Origin of the sequence: Labrys sp. 22185 (genome assembly GCF_052045555.1) — a bacterium.
GTDB lineage: Bacteria > Pseudomonadota > Alphaproteobacteria > Rhizobiales > Labraceae > Labrys > Labrys neptuniae.
In genome coordinates, this window is sequence record NZ_JBQEPH010000006.1 from 38,287 (window position 1) to 60,522 (window position 22,236).

The window sequence follows — 22,236 nt, forward strand, 5'->3', positions numbered from 1 at the left end:
GTGAAGAGTTCGGGACAACCCGGCCGCGTTGACAGGTTCCGAAGCCGGAAGCTGTTGTCAAACAGCGCGCTCCCGGACCAAAGGCTGTGGCGTTTTGCGATTTGGTTGAATCATCAAGAATCGAAAAGACGCGTCGAACCAAAGAGTCAGAGCAAAAAAGCATTCACGCCTGAACGAGCTTTGCTCTAGGGAGCGCCATGCTTCCGCCCCACTCGGCGGGTTACAACCCTCCGAGTGGTGAATCGCTACAGCTCCCGCCCTCTGCAAACCGGATCGTTCATGCGTTCGCTTCTTCTCGCCACCGTGCTGCTCGGTTGTCTCATTGGACGGGCTGCGGCCCATCCGCATGTCTTCGTCAATTCGGCCAGCGAGATCGTCTACGACGACAAGGGGCGAGTAACCGGCGTCAAGCAGCACTGGACCTTCGACGAGGCCTTTTCTTCTTATGCCACGCAGGGGCTGCAGCAGAGCGCGAATGGTGGCTACACCCGCGAGGCTCTCGCTCCTCTGGCCCAGACCAATGTCGAGAACCTCAAGGATTTCGGCTACTTCACCTTTGCCAAGCTCGGCGGCAAGGAGCTTTTGTTCAAGGATCCGGTCGATCCTTATCTCGACTTTACCAACGGCGTCCTGACCCTGCATTTCTTCCTGCCCCTGTCCTCCCCGCAGACACAGGGGCAGAAGGCCTTGGCAATCCAGATCTACGACCCGACCTATTATGTCGCGTTTACCCTTGATGACGAGACCCCTGCCAAGCTCGACGGTTCCCCACAGGGTTGCGCACTCAACGTCATCAGGCCCAAGCCGCCCAGCGAGGACCAGAAGGCCGCTGCCCTGCAGCTCGACGAGGCCTATTTCAGCGCACTGGACCAGAACAAGGATTTCGGTGCCAAATTCGCCAACAACATCCAGGTGAACTGCCCGTGATCGCGGGGACAGGCCGTTTTGCCAGGCGGGTCGCGCAGGCGGCACCAGCCGTCCTGGTCCTGCTTATGCTGATGGCCGGCGAAGCGCTGGCCCAGAAAAGCACGCCCTTTGGTATCAGCCGGCCCGAACAATCGATCACCGGCCCCGCCAGTCCCTTCCTGGCCTGGATCCTCACAGAGACGGCGCGCTACTACCAATTGCTCGTCGATGCCTTGAAGGAATCCAAGCAGAACGGCACGGCCAGCCTGGCGCTGATCACCCTCAGTTTCGGCTATGGCGTCTTCCACGCGGCCGGCCCCGGCCATGGCAAGGCGGTGATTTCATCCTATCTGTTCGCCAATGACGAGGCGGTGAAGCGTGGCATCGCGCTGTCCGGCGCCTTCGCCCTGGTGCAAGCGCTGTCCGCCATCGCCATGGTGTCGGTGCTGGCCGCCATCCTCAACGTTACCGCCCAGACCATGGATGCCTCCACCCTGATGCTGGAGCGTCTCTCCAACTTCATGGTGATGGCGGTCGGCGCCTGGCTGTTCTGGCGCAAGGGTCGCGCGCTCTGGGGACTGATCGCCGCTCGTTTCGGCCTGCCCGGCGCCAGCATCCACGTCCATGACGCCAATTGCGGGCATCTCGCCTTGCCGACCGACAGCGACACCGCCAAGCGCAACAATATGCGAGCCATCCTGGCCGCCGGCCTCAGGCCCTGCACGGGTGCCATCATCGTGCTGGTGTTCGCCTGGCGGCAGGGAATCTACGGTTCGGGCATCATCGCGACCTTCGCCATGGGCCTGGGTACCGCCCTCACCATCGCCGTCATCGCCACCGTCGCGGTGATGGCCAAGAGCCTGGCCGTGCGCCTTGCCGCCCCGCAGAGCTTTGCCGCCGCCATCACGGTGCGCACGCTCGAAATGGGCCTTGCCTTCATGGTCTTTGCGCTCGGGCTCATCCTGCTGGCCGGCGTGATAAATTTACCCTCTGCATAGGGTCCGTCATCGCCAAAACGCTTGGCCCCTAAAAAGCTGCGCAGTATGATGCGGCAAGGCGTGCCGAGAGGTGCGCCCAGCGCGAATTTCCGGCTCAATCCGCAGGGAGAAGCGGCCAGCCGGGGGGCGGCCGGAGGATCGACCGATGGGCCAGCAGATAGAAGCCGTCGTCCAGCGCCTGAGGCGCTTTGCCCGGGCGCTCAGCCATGATTCCGATGGGGCGGATGCACTGGTCCTGGAGATCCTGTCCGCGCATGAAGGCAAGCGTCTCGACTATCCCCGCCTGCTCACGGCGCTGATCGCCCGCCGCCGCGACCTCGACGACCGGGAAAACCAGCTCAAGGCACAGCGGCCGCCGATGAAGGCCGGCTGCTCCAGCCATCCCGACATCCTGCGCGCCTTCGACCGCCTGCCCCTGACCGATCGCGAGGTCCTGGCGCTGATCATCATCGAAGGCCTGGATTATGAGACGGCGGCGGCCGTGCTGGCGGTGCGCGAAGAAGCCTTCATCGCCCGCCTCACCCGGGCTCGCGAGGCCTTTTCGCGCCAGGTGGACGGCCAGCGCCATGCCGTGCTGCGGATCGTGAAATGACCGAACCGACCCGCATTCCCGACCGGATCTTCAACGCCCTGGTCGATGGCCGGCTCTCCGCGCGGGTCGAGCGCGAAACGCGCGAAGCGCTGGAAACCGATCCCCAGGGCAGCGAGCGTGCCGCCACCTGGCAGCGCCAGAGCGAAGCCCTGCACGCCGCCCTCGCCCCCATCGCGCGGGAGCCCCTGCCCCTTTCGATGATGCTGAAACTGCGTCACGACAAGCCGGTTGCCTGGCATCGTGACAGCACGCTTTGGACCTATGTCGGCATTTTCGCAGCCGGAGTCGCCGTCGGCCTGGCTCTCGACCTCGCCACGCCGACCTTGCGGGCCTTGATCGGGATCTGATAATTTTGATTTTTCAGTAATACTGAAATTCATTCTACATTTCGGTTGAAATTAAAATTCGTCGTGCCTACCTTGGCACCATGAAACTCGACGCCTGGCTCAAACAGACCGCCACCCCCCGCAGCGCCTTCGCCAAGACGGTGGCGCTGTCGCCTGCGAGCATCACCGCCCTGTGCAATGACGAGACGGCGTGGATTTCCCGCGAGACCGCCGCGCGCATTGCCGAAGCAACCGGCGGCAGCGTCACTCCCAATGATTTTCTGGGCCTTGCCCCGGTTCGAGACACCTTCAAGGAGACTGTCGTGTCCCATCAGAAGATTCAGGCCGCCATCGAGGCCTTTGCCCGTGGCGAGATCGTGGTGGTGGTCGACGACGACGACCGCGAGAACGAAGGCGACCTGATCATCGCCGCGAGTCATCTCACCACCGAGAAGATGGCCTTCATCATCCGCCATTGCTGCGGCATCGTCTGCGCCCCCTTGACGCTGGAAGAGGCCAAGCGCCTGCGCCTCGATCCCATGGTGTCGCAGAACGATGCCCCGCTCGGCACGGCCTTCACCGTCACTGTCGACGTCAAGCACGGCCTGACCACCGGCATCTCGGCCGAACAGCGCGCCAACACGGTGCGGGCGCTCGCCAATCCCAATATGGGCGCCACGGATTTCGTGCGCCCCGGCCACATCTTCCCGCTGATCTCCAAGGAAGGCGGCGTGCTGATGCGCTCCGGCCACACCGAAGCAGCCACCGACCTGTGCAAGCTCGCCGGCCTGCCCCAGGTCGCCGCGATCTGCGAACTCGCCAATGATGACGGCACCGTCAAGCGTGGCCCCGAAGTCGCGGCCTTCGCCGAAACCCATGGCCTGCACGTGGTCTCGATCGCCGATCTCATCGCCTTCCGCCAGGCCCGCGAAAAGCTGGTCGAGCGGGTGGCGACCTTCACCGTGGAAAGCGAGATCGGACCGCTCACCGCCTACGCCTACACGACGCCCTATGACGAGGTGCAGCAACTCGCTTTCGTCTATGGCAAGATCGGTGACGGCGAGAACGTACCGACCCGCCTGCACCGTGCCGACGTGGTGACGGATGTGTTCGGCGGCGCCAAGACGCTCGGCAGCTCCCTCACCAAGTTCAAGGAAGCAGGCCGGGGCGTGATCGTCTATCTGCGCGACGGTACTGCGGGCGTCCCCATGGTGACGCACGGCTCGGACCACGGCTCGGAAGCCGCGCGCAACGAGCAGTGGCGCGAGGTCGGGCTCGGCGCCCAGATCCTGCGCGACCTCGATGTCTCGTCGATCAAGCTGCTCTCGACCAAGCCGCGCACCTATATCGGCCTCTCGGGCTTCGGCATCGAGATCAAGGGCACGGAGACGGTCTGAAGACCGCCCCTCTCTTCACACCGGCAGCGCAGTCGTCTTCTTGACGCTGCGCAAAGCCAGTGTCGATTGCACGCGCACCACACCGGGAAGCTGGGTCAGGATCTCGGTGTGGATGCGCTCGAAATCGGCGGCGTCGGCATAGGCGACCCGCACCATATAGTCGGCGGCACCGGCCAAGAGGCAGCATTCCGTCACTTCGGGATGGCGCTGGATCGCCGCCTCGAAGGCATCGAGCGCACCGCGTCCCTGCTGGTCCAGCGTGACGAGCACGAAGGCCACCCCCGGCAGGCCAGCTTCCTTCTCATCGAGCAGCATGACATAGCGCGAGATCAGTCCGCGCTCTTCAAGAAGCTTGACCCTTCTCAAGCAGGCAGAGGGCGACAAATTGACCTTCTCTGCCAAGTCGACATTGGTCAGGCGCCCATCGGCTTGCAACAGCCTGAGAATGGCACGGTCGCGGATATCGAGCGAGATCTCGGATCTTGGCATAAACAGCGATCATTGGATCAATTTGTCGCATACTATGCGACAGAACGCCCTGAACACCAGACTTTTCCGCGAGAAATTGCGCGATTTCCGCGCCAACATGCCTTTCTAGCCTAAAGCCCGACGACAAGGGCTGGCTTCATCACCATACAAGGCGAAAACAATGCTGATCGGCGTCCCCAAGGAAATCAAGGACAATGAATTTCGCGTCGGCCTGATCCCATCTTCCGTTGCGGAACTGGTGCATCACGGGCACAAGGTCTGGGTGGAAACCAATGCCGGCGTCGGCGCCGGCCTCTCGGATGCCGATTATATCGGCGCCGGTGCCGAGATCGTCGACAACCCCGACATCCTCTTCGCCAAGGCGGAGATGATCGTCAAGGTGAAGGAACCGCTGGCGGTCGAGCGCCGGAAGCTGCGCCAGGGCCAGATCCTGTTCACCTATCTCCACCTGGCACCCGATGCGGAGCAGACGCATGACCTCGTCGCCTCCGGCGCCGTCTGCATTGCCTATGAGACCGTGACCTCGGCCACCGGCGCCCTGCCCCTGCTGACGCCGATGTCGGAAGTCGCCGGTCGCCTGGCACCGCAGGTCGGCGCCCACAGCCTGGAGAAAGCCCAGGGCGGGCGCGGCATCCTGCTGGGCGGTGTTCCCGGCGTTCCGGCAGCCGAGGTCGTCATTCTCGGCGGCGGCGTCTCGGGCACGCATGCGGCGACGATTGCCGTCGGCATGGGGGCGAAAGTCACCGTGGTCGACCGCTCGGCCGAGGCTCTCAAGCGGCTTGCCGCCCAGTTCGGCACGTCGATCTCCACCGTGTTCTCGACCCGCTCGGCCATCGAGGAACTGGTGAAGCGGGCGGACCTCCTGATCGGCACGGTACTGGTTCCCGGCGCGGCGGCTCCCAAGCTCGTCAGCCGCGACATGGTGCGCAGCATGAAGCCTGGCGCAGTGATCGTCGACGTGGCGATCGACCAGGGTGGCTGCATCGAGACCTCGAAGGCAACCACCCATTCAAACCCGACCTATGTGGTGGATGGCGTAGTGCATTACTGCGTCGCCAACATGCCGGGCGCGGTGGCGCGCACCTCGACCTTCGCGCTCAACAACGTCACCCTGCCCTTCGCAGTGGCGTTGGCGGACAAGGGCTGGAAGCAAGCGCTGCGCGACGACGCGCATCTGCGCAACGGCCTCAACGTCGTGGATGGCAAGATCACCTGCCACCCGGTCGCGGAAGCGCATAATCTGGCTTATGTCAGCGCAGAAAGCCTTCTGCAGGCCTGACCGTGACGGCGACCGGGGGCATCGGCAGGGATGCGCCCGGGCGCGACCTTCCCGGGCCAAGATCAGTGCGATGACACCGAGGCTGCCGCATCGGTTGCCCTGAATGGCACCGGAACCGGCCTGACCTTGGTCCTCGTCAAGAGCTTGGCAGCGACGAAAACACAGGCGGCCGGCACGATGAGATCATCGATGCGCCCGCCCATCAGCGAATTCGGAATCAGATTGTACAGGAAAGCGTAATAAAGACCGGCGATGGCCAGCAATCCCGCCGCTATGAGCGGGTTTCGTCTTTTGCCCAGCAGCCTCATCTTGCGCCTGAAATAGCGCCTCGCCCGCATCGCAAAGGAAGGACGGAGTGTCGCCCCGGCGGCAGCCGGAAGCGGTGACGGCGCGGCAACCTGGTCGTTCCCCGCGGCAAGGATACGCGCAGCCTGTGTCTTCATCATCTGGACATAGGGGTCATCCTGAATTTCAGGATAGGCCGCCATCATGTCCATGATCATCATGACCGTCTCCGGCTTGAGGTCCATGCCGCGACCGGCCTTGCCGACATTGATGCGGCTGCCCTTGGATTTCGCAGCCTCCAGGCCGGCGGCAATTTGCGCCGTAGTTGCCGGGACACCGGCAAACGTCAGCATCTCGCCTATCGCCTTGTCCGGATCGGCAATGAAATCCTCATACATGAAGATCCGCGCGGCCTTCGAGCTGCGCCATCCCATGTAGAAATTGATATACCAGGGCATCGCCAGCATGGCGATCATGTGCTCGAGCTCGGCTCGGTCCCGGCTCAAATGCTGCTTGTCGAGATAGAAGAAGGGATTGACCGGGCTCTCGCGATGCACATGGTCCCGGATGCTGACTACGACATCGAAAAGGCTGCGGATCAGGACGATGATCGAGACATCGTAGTCGCTGCACAGTTCCTCGGTCCAGGTGCTATGCTTGATGTGGTGCTGCGCGACATAGTCGAGCTTGGCGTTTTGGGCCAGGCAGATTTCACAAAGTTCCTGCTCGCGGCGTCCGTAACTTGGAATCAAATTGATTGAATTAAGGTTCACCGCGTTTGCTATGGCGCTGCTTATGAATGTCGAAGCCGATTTCGGCATGCAGGCCACAAGAACATGGTGCGACATCGCGTCTCCTTCGCTCGAACAATTGATCTCCATGATCGGGTAATTGTCTTTGCTACTCAGCGCCCCCCAGCAACTACCCAGCGTCATACCACAGGAAACATACTTTCCCGGCTGGTTCAACCTACGGTTAGTCTCTGTTTTTCCACTGAGGCCAGCATTCGGCAGACGGGCGATAAGAGAACGCCGGCTCTCGTCCAAAGTTCCAGGCTCGGCAAACCATTCAACGGTTACACGTCTTACTGACCGCCCCCGAAAACACCGCAATATCTATCATTCTGGAATCATTACAAAAATGAACCTGGATGGATCACGTCGAGCCAAAAGCCACGAAGGTCGAACCAAGATGTGGGGATATGCTGAATTCGCTGTCGGCGCCTGACACCAACTGCCTAATCCGCACTTATCCGATCAACAAAAATTTATTCCTCGAGGACTGCACCCTTCACCTGCGGCGACCAGGAAGCAAGACCGCGAAGGACGGAGCCACTTAATCGGCGACACGACACGGTGTCACGACACCTCCATCCTGGTGACGTCAGCACCACCCGTTCAGCCGGGCGAGTCGCCGGCCAGTTGCCCTATCGTTCGGCGGCAGCGCGAGCGAGCCTGTCGCGTATGGCTTCTCCCAGTCCGTCGCCGGGAATGGGAGCGACGGCTATGGCATGAATGTCGGCCCGGTCGAGCAGGCGCAGCATGCCGAACAGATTGGCGGCGGCCTCGGTCAGATCGCCGCTAGGACTGAGATTGGCAGCGATGCGAGCCCGCCCATCCCCACCCGGGCCAAAGCCGAGCCAGGCCTCGTCCGGTCCGGCTTCCTCGGCATCGAGCCTGACATGAGCCCGAGGCGCATAGTGGGACGCCAGCATGCCAGGCGCCACCGGCTCGTCGCCGGCGCCCTCCGGCCCCTCGGCGAGCGCAAAGCCGAGCACGTCCTCGATCATGTCCCGCGACAGGCCGCCGGGACGCAGCATCGCCACGCGATCGCCGAGGCACGACAGGATGGTCGATTCGACGCCGACCTGGGTGGCGCCGCCATCCACGATGGCATCGATGCGGCCATCGAGATCGGCGGCGACATGGGCGGCCGTGGTGGCGCTGACATGGCCGGAGCGATTGGCCGAGGGTGCGGCGACGGGACGGCCGACCGCCCCGAGCACGGCATGGGCCACGGGGTGGTCGGGTACCCGCAGGGCCACGCTGTCGAGCCCCGCGGTGGCGATCTCGCTGACCGTACAGGTCGGCGCCTTCGGCACCACCAGAGTCAATGGTCCCGGCCAGAACGCCAACGCCAGGCGCTCGGCCGCCGGCGAGAAGACGCCCTGGCCACGGGCGAGCTCGAAAGAAGCGAGATGGGCGATCAACGGATTGAAGCGCGGACGGCCCTTGGCCTCGTAGATGCCTGCGACCGCCCGGCCATTGGTGGCATCGGCGCCCAGGCCATAGACCGTTTCGGTGGGAAAGGAGACCAGCCCCCCCTCCACCAGGATGCGTCCCGCCGTCGCCAGGGAAGATGGGTCCGCCCCGAGATGCAGAGTGTTTCGATGTGTCATCCGGGCTCGCCGTCCGCTCTTTTGTTGATCGATGCGTGATGCGCCATTGCCCGTAGCCACGCATTCCGTCAAGGTCGAAGGCGCGCAATGGAGTTCAAGAACCAACAATGACCTATCAAGCGCCTGTCGCCGACATTGCCTTCTCGCTTCGTCACGTCGCTGATGTCGATGCGCTGCAGAGCGAGGGGCTGTTCCCCGAGGCAACGCCGGATCTCGTCGATACCATCCTGGAGGAAGCCGGCCATTTCGCGACCGATCGCATTGCTCCGCTCAATCGCGAGGGCGACCGGGTCGGCGCCCGGCTCGAGCAGCAGGGCGTGGTGACCGCTCCCGGTTGGCGCGAGGCCTATGCCGACTGGAGCGGCGGCGGCTGGAACGGCCTGGCGGGGCCGGTCGAATTCGGGGGCCAGGGCCTGCCCCTGCTGCTCAATGCCGCTTGCCTGGAAATGTGGAACTCGGCCTCGATGGCCTTCGGCATCGGGCCTGTGCTCACCATGGGCGCGGTCGAGGCGCTCGCCGCCCATGCCACGCCGGAATTGCGCGAAACCTATCTCGCCAAGCTGGTCAGCGGCGAGTGGACGGGCACGATGAACCTGACCGAGCCGCAGGCCGGCTCCGACCTCGCCGCCCTGCGCAGCCGAGCCGAACGGCGGGACGACGGCAGCTACCGCATCTTCGGGCAGAAGATCTTCATCACCTATGGCGACCACGACCTGACGCCCAACATCGTGCATCTGGTACTTGCCCGCCTTCCCGACGCGCCGGCGGGCACGCGCGGCATCTCGCTGTTCCTGGTGCCGAAATATCTGCCCGATGCCGAGGGCAATCCGGGCCGGCGCAACGATGCCTTCTGCTCCGGCCTCGAGCACAAGCTCGGCATCCATGGCTCGCCGACCTGCGTGATGGTGTTCGGCGACGAGGGCGGCGCCATCGGCTATCTGGTCGGCGAGGAGCATAAGGGCCTGGCCTGCATGTTCACCATGATGAACAATGCCCGCCTCGCCGTCGGTCTGCAGGGGGTCGCCATTGCCGAGCGGGCCTATCAGCAGGCGCTCGCCTATGCGCGCGAGCGCCGCCAGGGCAAGAGCCCGCTCTGGCAGAATGGCGGCATGAGCCCGATCATCGAACATCCCGATATAAGGCGCATGCTGCTGGAGATGCGGGCGAAGACAGTGGCAGCCCGCGGCATCTCCTACCTGCTTGCCGCAGCAATCGATCGCTCCCATCACGAGACGGATGTCGACAGGCGCAGACAAGCTGCCAACCGCGCGGCCCTGCTCACCCCTGTGGCCAAGGCTTTCTCCACCGATATCGGCAACGAAGTCGCCTCGCTCGGCGTCCAGATCCATGGCGGCATGGGTTATATTGAGGAAACCGGCGCCGCCCAGCATTTCCGCGATGCCCGCATCGCCGCGATCTATGAGGGCACTAACGGCATCCAGGCGATCGACCTCGTTACCCGCAAGCTACCGCTCGAAGGCGGGGACGTTGTCAGGGCGTTCATCGCCGAACTACGGGAAACCATCGCGGCCGTCGCGGCCAGCGAGCGCTTCGCCGCGCTCGCGCCCTCGTTAGGGCGCTCCGTCGATGCCCTGGAGCGCGCCACGGCCTATATGCTGGCGCCCCGCGAGCGGCCCGAAGACGTCCTGGCCGGCGCCACGCCCTATCTGCGCGTCTTCGCCATCGCCGCCGGCGGCGCCGTGGTGGTGAAGGAAGCGCTGGCCGCCGCCGCCATCGATCCCCACGAGCCCGCCAACCGCCTGCGCATCGACACCGCACATTTCTATGCCACGCAGATTTCGCCGCAGGCCGAGGGGCTCGCAGAAAGCGCGGTTAGCGGCTACGTTGCCGCCGGACTCGAAACCGTTCTCTGACAGGACTCCTGAATGTCGCTTGCCAACAAAACCCTGTTCATCACTGGCGCCTCGCGTGGCATCGGGCTCGCCATCGCCTTGAAGGCAGCCAGGGATGGCGCCAACATCGCCATTGCGGCCAAGACCGAAACCCCCCACCCCAAGCTCGAAGGTACCATCTATACGGCCGCCGAAGAGATCGAAAAGGCGGGCGGCAAGGCCCTGCCGCTGGTGGTGGACGTGCGTGACGAGGACAGTGTCAAGGACGCCTTCGCCAAGACGGCGGCGCAGTTCGGCGGCATCGACATCGTGGTCAACAACGCCTCGGCCATCCAGATGACCAAGGCCGCCGATACCGACATGAAGCGCTACGATCTGATGAACCAGATCAACGCGCGGGGCACCTTCCTGGTCTCGAAGACGGCCCTACCCTATCTCGAAAAGGCCGAGCAGCCGCATATCCTGATGCTGTCACCGCCTCTCGACATGAAGGAGAAGTGGTTCGCGCCCCATACCGCCTATTCCATCGCCAAATACGGCATGAGCCTGGTGGTGCTCGGCCTTGCCGGCGAGACGCGCGGGCGTATCGGCGTCAACGCCTTGTGGCCCCGCACCACCATCGCCACTGCCGCGATCAAGAACATCCTCGGCGGCGACGCCCTGATGCGCCGCTCGCGCAAGCCAGACATCCTGGCTGACGCCGCCTATCGCATCTTCCACAAGCCGGTCAGCTTCACCGGCAACTTCCTGATCGACGATACCTTTCTCTATGGCGAGGGCGTCACCGATTTCGAAGCCTATCGCGCGGTCCCGGGCGAAACCCTGGCGCCCGACTTCTTCGTGCCCGACGATTCCGTACCGCCCCCCGGCGTGGTAATCGGGGAGGCCATGCACTAGAGCAAAGCGCGTTTAGACGGAAACGCCTGTTTGCTCTAGTCCTTCATTTCGACGCGTCCTTGTGGTTCTTGCCGATGTCGGCACATCGCAAGACGCCATAGGTCGCAGGGAGATATCCGGCATGACGACGCTGTTGGTCACGCACCCGGCCTATGCCCGCCACGAGACGCCGCGAGGGCATCCCGAGCGGGTCGACCGCATCCTGGCGGTGGAAGCCGTGCTGGCTACTCCCCTGTTTGACGGGCTGGAGCGCGTCCAGGCGCCGGAGGCCTCGATCGACATGATCGAGGCCTGCCATCCGCGCGCCTATGTCGAAACCTTGCAGCGCCTGAGCCCGCATGACGATGAGGGCTTGGTGCAGCTCGACGGCGACACCTCGATGTCGTCGGGCAGCTTCGAGGCAGCGCTGCGCGGCGCCGGCGGTGCGACGCTGGCGGTCGACCATGTCATGACCGGCAAGGCCAAGAACGCCTTCAGCGCCTCGCGCCCGCCCGGCCACCATGCCGAGCCGCAACGGGCAATGGGCTTTTGCCTCTTCAACAATGTCGCGATCGCCGCCCGCCACGCCCAGAAGGCGCATGACGCTGAGCGAGTGGCGATCGTGGATTTCGACGTGCATCACGGCAACGGCACCCAGGCGATCTTCTGGAACGACCCCAGCGTGCTTTATGCCTCCACCCACCAGATGCCGCTCTATCCGGGCACGGGCGCGCCCAGCGAAACCGGCGAGGCCGGCACCATCGTCAATGCCCCGCTCAGGCCCGGCCAGGGCGGCAGCGAATTCCGCGAGGCCATGCAGAACGTAATCCTGCCGCGCCTGCAGGACTTCGCGCCGGATCTCATCCTGATTTCAGCCGGTTTCGATGCCCATGAGCGCGATCCGCTTGGCGGGCTCAATTTCGTCGAGGAGGATTACGCCTGGGCGACCTCGGTGCTGATCGATCTCGCAGCTAGGACCGCAGGCGGGCGCATCGTCTCCGTGCTCGAAGGCGGCTATGATCTGACCGCCCTCGCCCGCTCCAGCGCCGTGCATGTCGCCACCTTGATGCAGGCTTGAGCCTTGTAGGCGATCTGACGAAATCGCTGCGGCCTACCACCGACACGGGATTACGAATCGATTTCCAGCTGGACATAGACGACGCCATCGCGCAGCTCCGGTGTCACCGCGCTGAGATCGAGATCGCCGAGATCGTGTCCCCAAATGCCGTAAGTACCGTCTGTGCCGTTGCGATTGGCCAGTCCCTGGCGCTGATCCGGCGGAATGATCGGTTGACGCGTCGTCTTTTCTTCCTCGGCATAGATATGCTGGTAGATGGCGCCGATCTGCCTTGCGAGTTCGGCACGCGTAAAGCCTGCATCATCGGCCGACTTTAAGGGAAAGCTGAATGCCGAGCGCAACGGATAGTCGGCGATCACGATGATATTCCGGCAAGGCAGAACGATCTGCTCCGCATCCTCCATGCCGGCAATGCTCTTGTCCGGATCTTGCAGATGGACATAAGGGCTGAAAGGGTAGGCTTTATCGACCGGGTCGCGTTTGACGCGAAACGTCACTTCGTCTGGTATCCTGCCGTGGCAGCTATTGCCGGCACCAGCAAGGGCCGTCGGTGCCCACACAGCCATCGCCGCCATTGCAGTCGCAAAAGCTGCGATCCGCGTTCTTCTTACCGGTGGCAACATGATGTTGTGGGGGATATCAATCCCCGTCCTCGAAGAACTGCCACTTGCCCTGCGGGCTGATGCCGAGGCGATAGAAGGAATAGACGCCCTTGTCCTGCATGTCCTGGAAATCGCCGGCCGTGATCAGGCGAAACAGCTCGACCATCTGCGGGCCGGTCAGCTTGTTGAGGGGATAGCGCGCGAAATAGGGCCAGACATAGGCCTCCTGCGGCGTGCCGACATCGACATGGACATAGCCCGCCTCGAGCACGTCGTCCATGATGGCGAGGATCTCCCGGCCCTTCGGATCGCCGGCCAGAAGCTTCAGCGTCGCGATCGGATCGTCGCTCTCGCCACCGGGCAGATCCGGATTGCCGCCATTGGCGGCAAAGATCGGGCGCAGTGATTCAAGTTCGCCCGTCTTGATCGCCGTCAGCAGTTTCTGCCGCAGTTCCTTCACCGGTGCCGGCAGGTCGGCGTCACCATAGAAGACCTGGGGCGTGGCCTGGGAGGCTGCGCTGTCATCATTTGCGGGCGTGGTGACCGTCACCGTGGGGGTCTGGGTGCTGACGGGCGGTGACGAGCCCGGCGCATTCTTGGTCGTATCGTTGGCCGCCTGCGACGGCACGGCGCCGAACAGGGTGGCTGCGAGAGCGGCAAGGGTTATCAGGCGCATGGGCGGCATCAATCCGGGATCAGGCGAATCACGGTATTCGCTCGGCGCCAGCCTAGCCACAGCCGCGTCCGAATGCGAGCCTTCCCGGACGCCTGCCGTCCGTCACATTCTATTGATGGGTTCCCTTGACCGTGAACTCGCCATTGCGCACCCGCTCAGGCAGGCGCTCGGCAAAGCGGGCGACGGGTTCCTCGCCATAGGTCGCGACCAATTCCTTGAAGGCCGCAAAAAGAGCCGCATTGGCCACGCAATCGCCGTCGATGCCATCAAGAATGGCCTCTTCCCAGGCCTGCAGCAGATAGTCGAGCGCTGCCCGCCGGGCATCGTCTGCGGCGAATTGCTGTTTCAGATGGGTAACGCGATCATACATGACAAAATCCTGCCGCAGCGATGGCTGCGGGCGAACCGGACCATAGCATGCTGGTGTCCCAGGAATAGACACTTCCAAATTAATCGTTAACGGCCGTAACGCGCTTCCAGTGCCTTGATGATGCTGCCGCTCTCATCGAGATAGAGACGGATCACCGTCCCGGCAGCTTCGTTGCAGCTGCGATAGCTCTCGCTGAAACTGCGATAGCCGCGATTGAAGGCACCGGCGAAGCGTGCCTTGGCGGCCTCGTCGAAGCCCTGTGCCTCGGCCAGCGCGTTCATCTTGTCCCGCCAGGCCGGCGCATCCGCAAAGCCGCACAGGCCGCGCAGGTAGTGCAAGGCTCCCATCAGTTCGGCGAGCCGCAGCAATTGCGGCTCATAGGGGGCGATCTGCGGAGCCGTTGGCGCCGCCGGTGGCTGCACCGGCTTGGGCGGCGGCGTCTGAGCGTAGGCCGCTGCCACGATCGTTCCGAATGCCAGCAAGGCGGCTGGCAGGACCTGGCGGCCGCTCACAGCATCCTCCTGGCAGCGGCAACGATATCAGCCAGTCCGTCGGTCAGCGGCAGGCCGTCGAGGGTGACGGCATCGGCCCAGCGAAAGCTCAAGGTTTCCTCGCTGAGCCGCGGCTCCCCCTGCTCCGAACGCCCCACGAAGACCGCGACCACGAAATGGCGTTGCACGATCCCCGCTTCATCACGGGCGATCACCTCGTGATGGCGGACGAAGCCAGCGATCTCGATCTCCAGCCCGGTCTCCTCATGGACTTCCCGCCTTACCGCCGCTTCCAGGTTTTCACCCAGTTCCACCACACCACCCGGCAGCGAGAACAAACCCTGGCCCGGTGCTCGCGCCCGCTCGCCCAGCAACACCCTGCCATCGCGGAAGAGAGCAATGCTGGCTGCAAGAATCGGTCTGGCGGGATAGGATCGCGGCGCTTCCGTCATGGCGCCACTATTGGCGGCGGCGCCTTGCCCCGCAACCCCTTTCGAGGTCATGACCGGCCGTTTTGCGCTCACCCATTCGCCACGAGAGGTGCGGGACTGGTTCGGCTATGTCGAGGAGCCGGATTTCCCGCCGCGTACCAATATCGCACCGAGCCAGCCTGTTGCCGTCGTGCATGCCGACTTCTCGGCCCGGCACTTCACCCTCATGCGATGGGGCTTCATCCCGGCCTTCATCAAGGACACGGCCGGCTATCCGCTGCTGATCAACATCCGCTCGGAGACGGTGCAGGAGAAGCCTTCCTTCCGCAACGCCTTTGCGCGGCGTCGGTGCCTGATACCGGCGGACGGTTTCTACCAATGGCAAAAGCAGGGGCGCACGAAACGGCCCTATTTGCTGCGCCGGCCCGGCGGCGGCCTCATGGCCTTGGCCGCCATCTGGGAGACCTGGTCGGGTCATGACGGCAGCGAGATCGACACGGTCGGCCTTCTCACCACCGATGCCAGCGGCACGCTGGCGGCGCTCGGCGACCGCAGTCCGGTGCTGATCGAGCCCGACGCCATGGCCTTCTGGCTCGATCCGCTGACCAAGCCTGGAGAAGCAGCCGCCCTGCTGCGGCCGCCGGCCGCCGATAGGCTCGAACTGGCGCCGGATGCACCGGATCTGAGGCACGGTCTTTGACCCCTCGCCATGCCGAAGCCGAATATGGCGCGTGTTCAAATTCTTAGCGAAATCTTGTGAGAGAGAACGTTTTCCTGTTCGACGAGATTCAATTCCCAAAGGAAAGACGATGATGAAGACCCTAAAGCGTTTTCCAGAAAAGTTGATAGACTTTTCGATTAAGAAAACGCGTCAAAACAATAAGTTAGAGAAAAAGAGCGATTCGAGAAAATCGCGCTTTGCTCTATCCGCAACCCTCGCGCTTACGGCCGCAGCAGCCCTCACCAGCTGCAGTGCAGGCGTTGGGGTTGGCAGCGCGACCTACAGCGCCGATGAGCGAGGGTCGACCTATTGCTCACGCAGCGTCGGCGCCAGCATCGAGGCTCCCGACGCAAGCGGCAGCGGCGTGCACCGCCAGCGCGGCTGCGTGACGCGGCCTGCCGATGGCGGCGAGGATTGAACCTCGCCGCATCATCCGCGCTTCGGCTTGGCGGAGGTCGAGGTCTTTTCGGGCTTGGCGGGGCTGGGGGTCAGCCAAGTCGTGATCTGGCGTACCTTCTTGGCGGCTTCGGCCTGCGCGAGATAGCTGGTCTGCCCAGGCAGCCCCATGGGATAAGCTGCATCGCGCATTCGCTCATAGTCCCGCGTTTGCTCGCCGCATTGCTTTACCCGCATGTCCGGGGGGCTGCGCTTGGTGTCGTTGGCAAGGGCGGAGAGCGTGGTGTTGTCGGGCGAAAGCTCGCCGGTAAACGCCTGGGTCAGATACATCGCCGCCCGTTCGTTGCGTTCGCGCTCGGTCGTCGCGCCCATCACGACCACCATGACCTGCCTCCCGCCTCTTTCGGCAAGAGCGACCACATTGTTGCCCGACGCGCAGAGATAGCCCGTCTTCAGGCCTCTGGCGCCGTCAAAACGGGTCAGCAACTCGTTGTGCGATTCCACGGTCTTTCCGTCGATGACGACAGCCGATGTCTCGAAGAAGCGACGATATTGCGGGAACTGCCTGTCAATGGCGATGCCCAGCAGCGCCATGTCGCGCGCCGTCGACTTCTGCCGGCGGTCGAACAATCCGTTCGGGTTCACAAATCGGCTTCCTGTCATTCCCAATCGCCTGGCGGCGTCATTCATCGACTTGACGAAGGCCTCCTCCGAGCCGGCAACCGTTTCGGCGATGGCCATGGCGACATCGTTGGTGGAGCCCGAAATCATGGCGAAAAGAGCGTCCTCCATGGTCATGGTGCTGCCGACATGCAGCCCCGAGTCGAGGAACTTCTGGCTCGCAGCATGTTTGGAAAGCACCACCGGCGTCTCCAGCGACACACGCCCGGCGCGAATGGCCTCGAAGGTGACGAAGGCCGTCATCAACTTGGTTGTCGAGGCTGGAAACCAGGGACGCCCTGCCTCCTCGGCATGGAGCACCTGATCATTCGCGACATCGACGACGAGAATGGGCGTCGCATCTGACGCGCGCGCAGGGCCGTGAAGCGCCAAAACCAGCGCCAGGCATCCAAGACTCTTCCAAAACATTCTATCCGTATCCCTTTCGGCCGCCGAAGCAGCCCAATCAATCAAGCGTTTCTATGACGTTCGCTTCCGACCTTTTTGCGACATGCACAACGGCCGATCGGCGCTGGAACGAACCGCCCGGCGGTCAGCCACCCGCCCGCGCCGCGAGCACCACCGCGGTGCGCAGCAGTTCGGCATTGTCGGCGGCCCTGCTCCCATCGGGCAGATCAGCGCCATCCTCGAGGCCGATGCGGCGGTCGAGACCCCGGCGGACGGCTTCGTCATGCATCGGCCATTGGGTCAGGTCGCTGCCGTGCAGCTGGACCGGCAGGCCGAGATTGGCGTGGCTGAGGACAGCGAGGATCTCGTGGGCGACATGCAATCCTGCCGCCGCTTCCTGTTCCTCGATCTCCACGAGCACGCGCAGGCAGCGCTCCGCGGAAGGCAGCGCCACCAGGCGCAAGGCGTCGGCGACCGTGGCCAGGCCCGCTTCGATGCCGATGCGGCGCTGGATCATCAATGCCATGATCTCCGGCGCGTCCTCCTCGCCGAGATTGACCGAAACATAATCCGGCAGCACCCGCCATTCGCGCATCGGCGCCTGACGCGCCCGGCCGACCGGCGGAATGGTCCATAGGGTCGAGATGCCGACCGGCACGTCCGGCACGCTCATGCGGATAGCCTGCAAGGCCGCGGCGATATCGGCCGGCTCCAGGCTCTGCTCGCCATTCCGCCCCCGGGGATGGACATGCAGTTCCTCGGCTCCGGCCTCGATGGCTGCCTTGGCATCGCGCGCCAATTCGTCCGGCGTACAGGGCAATGCCGGGTGGAAATCGCGGCTCCTGCTGCCGTTCAGGCAAGCTTGCAGCATCGTCCTCTCCCTGATCACGTCTCCGCGGCGAGATCCCGCACCTGCAGCGCCAAGGCCTTCGCATCCGTGAGCCAGCCGGCCCGCTCGGCCGCGGTGCTGGTGGCGACCACGCCATAGAGCGCACGCCGTACATGGTGGACGCCACAATAGCGCAAAATGCCCTCCCGCCACATGCGATCGAGCGGATCGCCGAAATCGGCCTGCTCGCGCTCCAGAGGCGTATTGCCGGTGTTGAGCACCAGCGCAGCGCGCGCCCGCAGGAGCCCCTGCGGCACGTCGCCCCGATCGTCCCCCTTGGCAAAACCGTAGGCGGCGCCCGGCGCGAAGACCCGATCGATCCAGCCCTTCATGATCGCGGGCGGCGCGCCCCAGCAATTGGGATGGATGACCGCCATGAGATCGCAGGACTGCAGCTCGGCGATGTGGGCCCGCACCAGGGCATCCTCGCTCGGGCGGCCGCGAGCCTCGTCGGCGGTCAGCAGCGGATCGAAGCCCTCGGCGGTCAGGTCGTGATAGGCAACGTCGCAGCCAGCTTCCAGCCAGGTCCGTCGCACCGCCTCGGCCAAGGCATGGTTGAAGCTCGCCGGCGCGGGATGGCCGATGACGACCATCGCCCGCATGTCAGAGCACCTTGCCGGGATTCATGATGCCCTTGGGATCGAGCGTCGCCTTGATGGCGCGCATCATCTCGAGCTCTACCGGATCCTTGACCCCGGGCAGCAGCTTGCGCTTGGCTTGGCCGATGCCGTGCTCGGCCGAGATGGAACCACGAAACTCGGCGACGATGGCGTGGACGATCTCGTTGGCCTTTTCCCACTTATCCAGGAAAGCCTGCTTGTCGCCGCCCACCGGCTGGGAAATGTTGAAGTGGATATTGCCGTCGCCGAGATGGCCGAAGGGCAAGGGACGAGCACCCGGAATGAAGGCCTCCACGGCCGCGATGGCCTTGTCGAGGAAGGCCGGAACCAGGCGGATCGGCACCGAGACGTCGTGCTTGATCGAGCCGCCCTCGAAGCGCTGGCTTTCCGACAGCAATTCGCGCAGGCGCCAGAAATCGGCGGCTTGGTCGAGCGAGGCCGCGATCACGGCGTCGCGGGCATAACCGCGCTCATAAGCCGTCATCAGCATCGCCTCCAGCGCCTCGTTCACGCCGCCTTCCGCGGAGGTTGACACCTCCAGCAGCACATACCAGGGATAGCTGCCCTCGATGGGGTCGCGCGCATCGGCAACATGGCGGATGACGAAATCGATGCCGATGCGCGGCATCAATTCGAAAGCCGTCACGGTGCCGCCGCCGTTTTCCCGGGCAACGTTCAAGAGCGCCAGCGCCGCCGCCGGATTGTCGACGCCGATGAAGGCCGTGCCGACGGAGCGAGGCCTGGGAAACAGTTTCAGCACCGCCGCGGTGACGATGCCGAGCGTGCCTTCGGCGCCGATGAAGAGGTTCTTCAGATCGTAGCCAGTGTTGTCCTTGCGCAGATGGCGCATGCCGTGCCAGATCCGCCCGCCCGGCAGCACGACCTCCAGGCCCATCACCAGATCGCGCGTATTGCCATAGGCGATCACGCCGGTGCCACCGGCATTGGTACCAATATTGCCGCCGATGGTGCAGCTCCCCTCCGAGGGCAAAGTGAGCGGGAACAAACGCCCGGCCGCCTCCGCCGCCTCCTGCACGCGCTGCAGCGTCACTCCGGCCTCGACATCGATGGTATTGCTGTCGGGGTCGACGGCACGAACCTTGTCCAGCCGCTTGAGCGAGATCAGCAGCTCATTGCCTTCCGCATGCGGAACCTGGCCGCCGACCAGGCCGGTATTGCCGCCCTGCGGCACGATCGGGGTATCAGTCTCGTCGGCCAGCTTGAGGATCGCCGCAACCTCGTCCACCGTCCCTGGCAGCAGCACCAGCGGCGTCTTGCCGTGATAGCGGTCGCGCCATTCCTTCAGGAAAGGCTGCTGGGCATCCGCATCGGCAATGGCATAGCGCTCGCCGACCAGAGCAGCGAAGCGGGCAAGAAGTTCAGGAGAAAGCAGGGCGGACATGGAATGGGTATCCTGGCTACGGCGTTTTGCGACTGCCGAACACAACCGGAATCGCAAAGACGCGCCAAAATGAAGGAGTCGGAGCAAGGCGCGGTCATACTTGAACCTGCCTTATCCTAGAGCAAAGCGCGTTTATGCATAACCGCTGCTTTGCTCTAACTCTTTGTTTCAACGCGTCTTTGCGATTCTTGGTGATTCCAAGAAATCGCAAAACGCTTTAACGGGCAAGCTGGCGAAGCGCATTGGCGACGATCGCGTCGGGTTCCGCCTCGATCGAAACACGGATCGGCGCCTCGTCGGCTCCCGGGGGTTCCAGCGTGGCGAACTGGCTGGCGAGCAGACTCGGCGGCATGAAATGGTCCTTGCGCTTGGCCAATCGGGCCGCGATCACTTCGGCGCTGCCTTCGAGAAAGACGAAGCGGACGTCCACATGCCCATTCCGCAGGGCATCGCGATAGCCGCGCTTGAGTGCCGAGCAGGCGACGACGCCGTGTTGCCCCGCCCCTCTCAGTTCGGCGATCCAGGAGGCGATGGCCGCAAGCCAGGGCCAGCGGTCCTCGTCCGTCAACGGGATGCCGGCATGCATCTTGGCGACATTGGCCGGCGGGTGGAAGGAATCACCATCGCGGAACGTCCAGCCAAGCCGGAGCCCGAGCCGCTCGCCGATGCTGCTCTTTCCAGCACCGGAAACACCCATGACGATGAGGGCAGTGGGAAGAGGCGGCTCTGAAGTCATGACATTTCCTGGAGCAGAATGCGGTCTGGTTGAGATCATTCTCTAGATCAACTCGCGGGTGCCAGGAGCATTTTGCGGCTCCTGACGATTCCATCCAATTGCAAAACGCTATCTTCGCTCGAACACGCCGACCAGTTCGACATGGCCGGAGTGGCGGAACTGATCGACCGGCGTCACCCTGACGAGCCGGTAGCCCCCGGCAATCAACAGTGCAGCATCGCGGGCAAAGGTCGTCGGGTTGCAGGAGACACCGACGATACGGCGCAGCTTGGCAGCGGCAAGGCGCTTGGCCTGCGCCTCCGCGCCCGCGCGCGGTGGATCGAACACCACGGCATCGAAGGGCTTGAGTTCCTCGGCCAGCAAGGGACGGTGAAAGAGATCGCGCACGGTAGCGCCGACAGGCTTCAGTCCCTGGGCTCGCCGAGCGGCCCGGTCGAGCGCCGATATTGCCGGTTTGTCCGAATCGAAAGCCTGCACATGCATGGCGTCCGCCAGCGCCAAGGCGAAGGTGCCGCAGCCGGAGAAGAGATCGGCAATGCGCTTGGCACCGGCAAGGCCCCCGCGCACCAGGGCCGTAAGGGCGGCATCTGCCTCGGCCGTCGCCTGCAGGAAGGCGCCCGGCGGCGGCGAAACCTCCACCGTCCCGAACCGCACTACCGGCGCCCGGCATTCGATCACCACGTCGCCATGGTTGGAAAGCCTGGCCAGGTCGAACTGCCGGGCAAGGTCGCTGAGCCTCAACCGCATCTTGTCGTCGACGCGACCGGCGCCACGAATGTCGCAGTCGAGGCCGGTGATCGTGGCTGTCAGCACCAGGTCAAGCGGCTTGCCGAGACCGCGCAATTGCTTTTCGAGCGCCCGCACCGCCTCCAGGCCGCGGTTCAATTCCGGCACCAGGATCGGGCAGGCGTCGAGTTCGACGATGGCATGCGAACGGGCCTCGGCGAAGCCGACCTTGCCCTTGCGGGCATGCAGGGTTGCCCGGCGCCGGCCGCGGCCATGGGCATCGACGAGCGGCTCGACCGGCGCTTCGATGCCGGCCTGCTTCAGTGCATCGACCACCAGGTCCCGCTTCCAGGCCTGGTACGCCGGCACCGACAAATGCTGGACGGCACAGCCGCCGCAATGCATGAAATGGCGGCAGAAGGGTTCGATGCGATCCGGGCTCGGTTCCTGCAGGGCGACCAGCCGCCCCCGCTCTCCGGCCACCTCGGCCAGGACCGTCTCACCCGGCAAGGCATAGGGCACGAAGACCGGGCCCGGCGCGATGCCGTCACCGCGATGCCCCAGCCTTTCGATCTTGAGTTCCAGCGATGTCTCAACGTGCTGATTCACGATCTCAACTTCATCAAGCGAC

Annotated in this window: 25 protein-coding genes; 11 read left to right on the forward strand and 14 right to left on the reverse strand. The window is 64.0% G+C overall.

The annotated features are described in order from the left end of the window. Positions 1-279 precede the first annotated feature (279 nt). From ACTJKX_RS13865 to ribB, 5 genes are all read left to right on the forward strand, one after another. Positions 280-927, forward strand: coding sequence for a DUF1007 family protein (locus ACTJKX_RS13865; RefSeq protein ID WP_311942309.1), 648 nt, complete (start codon positions 280-282; stop codon positions 925-927). Continuing rightward, positions 924-1,904, forward strand: coding sequence for a nickel/cobalt transporter (locus ACTJKX_RS13870; RefSeq protein WP_440725602.1), 981 nt, complete (start codon positions 924-926; stop codon positions 1,902-1,904). The genes ACTJKX_RS13865 and ACTJKX_RS13870 overlap by 4 nt, the downstream gene beginning before the upstream one ends. Before the next feature lie 145 nt (positions 1,905-2,049). Beyond that, a complete protein-coding gene (locus ACTJKX_RS13875) occupies positions 2,050-2,496 on the forward strand; it encodes a sigma factor-like helix-turn-helix DNA-binding protein (protein WP_311942305.1) in 447 nt (148 codons plus the stop codon). Then, a complete protein-coding gene (locus ACTJKX_RS13880) occupies positions 2,493-2,843 on the forward strand; it encodes an anti-sigma factor family protein (RefSeq protein ID WP_394311934.1) in 351 nt (116 codons plus the stop codon). The genes ACTJKX_RS13875 and ACTJKX_RS13880 overlap by 4 nt, the downstream gene beginning before the upstream one ends. A gap of 80 nt (positions 2,844-2,923) precedes the next feature. Continuing rightward, on the forward strand, positions 2,924-4,219 hold the full coding sequence (ribB, locus tag ACTJKX_RS13885) for a 3,4-dihydroxy-2-butanone-4-phosphate synthase (RefSeq protein ID WP_440725603.1): 1,296 nt from the start codon (positions 2,924-2,926) through the stop codon (positions 4,217-4,219). 15 nt (positions 4,220-4,234) lie between these two features. Here the strand turns inward: ribB and ACTJKX_RS13890 are convergent, their stop codons facing one another. Beyond that, positions 4,235-4,708, reverse strand: coding sequence for an Lrp/AsnC family transcriptional regulator (locus ACTJKX_RS13890; RefSeq protein WP_068284623.1), 474 nt, complete (start codon positions 4,706-4,708; stop codon positions 4,235-4,237). Positions 4,709-4,868: 160 nt separating this feature from the next. On the opposite strand from ACTJKX_RS13890, the gene ald reads away from it, so the two are divergent. After that, entirely contained in the window at positions 4,869-5,987 is a 1,119-nt protein-coding gene (gene ald, locus ACTJKX_RS13895) for an alanine dehydrogenase (protein WP_311942298.1), read from the forward strand. Positions 5,988-6,049: 62 nt separating this feature from the next. Here the strand turns inward: ald and ACTJKX_RS13900 are convergent, their stop codons facing one another. Beyond that, positions 6,050-7,240, reverse strand: coding sequence for a sulfotransferase domain-containing protein (locus ACTJKX_RS13900; protein ID WP_440725604.1), 1,191 nt, complete (start codon positions 7,238-7,240; stop codon positions 6,050-6,052). Positions 7,241-7,698: 458 nt separating this feature from the next. Further along, the gene (locus ACTJKX_RS13905; RefSeq protein ID WP_394311930.1) at positions 7,699-8,670 is read right to left on the reverse strand and encodes an L-threonylcarbamoyladenylate synthase; all 972 of its coding nucleotides are present in this window, start codon (positions 8,668-8,670) and stop codon (positions 7,699-7,701) included. Positions 8,671-8,777: 107 nt separating this feature from the next. On the opposite strand from ACTJKX_RS13905, the gene ACTJKX_RS13910 reads away from it, so the two are divergent. The 3 genes from ACTJKX_RS13910 to ACTJKX_RS13920 all read left to right on the forward strand — a co-directional run bounded on the left by ACTJKX_RS13910 (position 8,778) and on the right by ACTJKX_RS13920 (position 12,477). Next, positions 8,778-10,544, forward strand: a complete 1,767-nt coding sequence (locus ACTJKX_RS13910; protein WP_440725605.1) for an acyl-CoA dehydrogenase — start codon at positions 8,778-8,780, stop codon at positions 10,542-10,544. 12 nt (positions 10,545-10,556) lie between these two features. Next, positions 10,557-11,420 (forward strand): SDR family oxidoreductase, encoded by an 864-nt coding sequence (locus ACTJKX_RS13915; RefSeq protein WP_311942287.1) that lies wholly within the window; start codon positions 10,557-10,559, stop codon positions 11,418-11,420. A 121-nt stretch (positions 11,421-11,541) separates the two neighbouring features. Next, positions 11,542-12,477 carry a histone deacetylase family protein gene (locus ACTJKX_RS13920; RefSeq protein ID WP_440725606.1) on the forward strand — a complete coding sequence of 312 codons (936 nt, stop codon included), beginning with the start codon at positions 11,542-11,544 and terminating at the stop codon, positions 12,475-12,477. Positions 12,478-12,527: 50 nt separating this feature from the next. Here the strand turns inward: ACTJKX_RS13920 and ACTJKX_RS13925 are convergent, their stop codons facing one another. From ACTJKX_RS13925 to ACTJKX_RS13945, 5 genes are all read right to left on the reverse strand, one after another. Next, on the reverse strand, positions 12,528-12,974 hold the full coding sequence (locus tag ACTJKX_RS13925) for a hypothetical protein (protein WP_440725607.1): 447 nt from the start codon (positions 12,972-12,974) through the stop codon (positions 12,528-12,530). A gap of 142 nt (positions 12,975-13,116) precedes the next feature. Next, positions 13,117-13,755, reverse strand: a complete 639-nt coding sequence (locus tag ACTJKX_RS13930; protein WP_440725608.1) for a hypothetical protein — start codon at positions 13,753-13,755, stop codon at positions 13,117-13,119. Between the two features lie 109 nt (positions 13,756-13,864). Continuing rightward, positions 13,865-14,125: a hypothetical protein gene (locus ACTJKX_RS13935; RefSeq protein ID WP_068284643.1), complete on the reverse strand. Its 261-nt coding sequence runs from the start codon at positions 14,123-14,125 to the stop codon at positions 13,865-13,867. Between the two features lie 86 nt (positions 14,126-14,211). After that, positions 14,212-14,637 (reverse strand): TIGR02301 family protein, encoded by a 426-nt coding sequence (locus tag ACTJKX_RS13940; RefSeq protein ID WP_440725609.1) that lies wholly within the window; start codon positions 14,635-14,637, stop codon positions 14,212-14,214. Continuing rightward, positions 14,634-15,119, reverse strand: a complete 486-nt coding sequence (locus ACTJKX_RS13945) for an NUDIX hydrolase (RefSeq protein WP_415080660.1) — start codon at positions 15,117-15,119, stop codon at positions 14,634-14,636. The genes ACTJKX_RS13940 and ACTJKX_RS13945 overlap by 4 nt, the downstream gene beginning before the upstream one ends. Between ACTJKX_RS13945 and ACTJKX_RS13950 the strand changes: the two genes are divergently transcribed. Together ACTJKX_RS13950 and ACTJKX_RS13955 are read left to right on the forward strand one after the other, a co-directional pair. Then, positions 15,118-15,747, forward strand: a complete 630-nt coding sequence (locus ACTJKX_RS13950) for an SOS response-associated peptidase (RefSeq protein ID WP_440725610.1) — start codon at positions 15,118-15,120, stop codon at positions 15,745-15,747. The genes ACTJKX_RS13945 and ACTJKX_RS13950 overlap by 2 nt on opposite strands. 109 nt (positions 15,748-15,856) lie before the next feature. Beyond that, complete coding sequence (locus tag ACTJKX_RS13955) at positions 15,857-16,186, forward strand: hypothetical protein (RefSeq protein ID WP_440725611.1); 330 nt, start codon at positions 15,857-15,859, stop codon at positions 16,184-16,186. Between the two features lie 11 nt (positions 16,187-16,197). Here ACTJKX_RS13955 and ACTJKX_RS13960 read toward each other — a convergent pair whose 3' ends face one another. From ACTJKX_RS13960 to ACTJKX_RS13985, 6 genes are all read right to left on the reverse strand, one after another. Beyond that, positions 16,198-17,253, reverse strand: a complete 1,056-nt coding sequence (locus ACTJKX_RS13960; RefSeq protein ID WP_440725612.1) for a D-alanyl-D-alanine carboxypeptidase family protein — start codon at positions 17,251-17,253, stop codon at positions 16,198-16,200. 124 nt (positions 17,254-17,377) lie between these two features. Next, positions 17,378-18,103, reverse strand: a complete 726-nt coding sequence (locus tag ACTJKX_RS13965) for a 3-keto-5-aminohexanoate cleavage protein (protein WP_440725613.1) — start codon at positions 18,101-18,103, stop codon at positions 17,378-17,380. 14 nt (positions 18,104-18,117) lie between these two features. Continuing rightward, entirely contained in the window at positions 18,118-18,723 is a 606-nt protein-coding gene (locus ACTJKX_RS13970; protein WP_440725614.1) for an NAD(P)H-dependent oxidoreductase, read from the reverse strand. Between the two features lies 1 nt (position 18,724). Then, positions 18,725-20,143 (reverse strand): FAD-binding oxidoreductase, encoded by a 1,419-nt coding sequence (locus ACTJKX_RS13975; protein WP_440725615.1) that lies wholly within the window; start codon positions 20,141-20,143, stop codon positions 18,725-18,727. Between the two features lie 217 nt (positions 20,144-20,360). Beyond that, entirely contained in the window at positions 20,361-20,879 is a 519-nt protein-coding gene (locus ACTJKX_RS13980; protein ID WP_440725616.1) for a gluconokinase, read from the reverse strand. A gap of 108 nt (positions 20,880-20,987) precedes the next feature. Further along, entirely contained in the window at positions 20,988-22,214 is a 1,227-nt protein-coding gene (locus ACTJKX_RS13985) for a class I SAM-dependent RNA methyltransferase (RefSeq protein ID WP_440725617.1), read from the reverse strand. Positions 22,215-22,236: the final 22 nt, after the last annotated feature.